Raw genomic sequence first — 955 nt, forward strand, 5'->3', positions numbered from 1 at the left:
GTTCAATCTGACGAACTTCATTCAGCTTGTCTTCAATTCCAGACTCCAAAACCTCAAGCTCCCTTGCCTTGCCGACCAAAGATCTAGCTCGCTCATCGAGCGCAGCTTGCTGAATTTCGATCTCATCTCGCTCCTTGGCTGCTCGTACTTTCCAAGTCGGTGCAGGGCGTTTGTTTGGGTACTTTTGCTCTTGCAGTGTCTTGGCGTACTCCGTCCAATCGTATCCACAGTAATGCTTAACGGCTGCGTTAAAGCTCTGCTTCATCTTGGCAGTGACGGTCTTTCGTTGGAGGTTTCGGAGGTATTCACCATCTTGCGTGAACTTGCCGATCACGATATGGCAGTGGTCGCCCGTCCCTTGCTTGCTGCCGTCCTGCTTTTGTTGGTGCAGTATGGCCCTTGAGGTTGGTGCTATTTGGTTAGGTTCAACCCCACACACCTTGGCGGTTTCTCTGAGGCAGTGCTCAACGATCTGTCGCCATTGCTTGTCGTCTGGTCTGTAGCCTTTAGGTAGGTTGAGCGTGAACTCTACGGCATAGCTGCTCGGCGGTCTGCCGCCTTTGCCGTTCGCCGCTTGTTTGGCTGCGTAGGACTCTCCAGCGTAACTAATGTTACTCATCGTCCTATCATTGCCAAAAATCGGCTGTATGCGCTCTGTGTTGCGGTGGTTTGGGTGGTCTTTATTGCTTAGGTATACTTCACGCCCAGCAACGCCTCTAGAGCCGTTTTTAGTCGCTTCGGTTCTGACTGTCCATCCTTTCATAGTTCACTTTTATTTAAAGTGTACTAACTCAGTGATGGCAATCAAAATCAGATTACGCACCCTATAGTGTTCAAGATAGGCAAACCCCCCCTCGTACCAGGGCGAAGCCCTGGATAACGAGGGGGGGTTTACCTACTTGTAAGAGAGGCTGCGCTCCCTCTTAACTCCCTAGCGTTCACACCTGATCTCGGT

1 protein-coding gene is annotated in these 955 nt (G+C 51.1%); it reads right to left on the minus strand.

The annotated features are described in order from the left end of the window. A partial coding sequence (locus ACFFF6_RS19910; protein WP_376983268.1) for a hypothetical protein occupies nt 1–619 on the minus strand: 619 nt, incomplete at its 3' end. Nucleotides 620–955: the final 336 nt, after the last annotated feature.

It is taken from the genome of Brachybacterium hainanense, assembly GCF_042434575.1.
Taxonomy (GTDB): Bacteria; Actinomycetota; Actinomycetes; order Actinomycetales; family Dermabacteraceae; genus Brachybacterium; species Brachybacterium hainanense.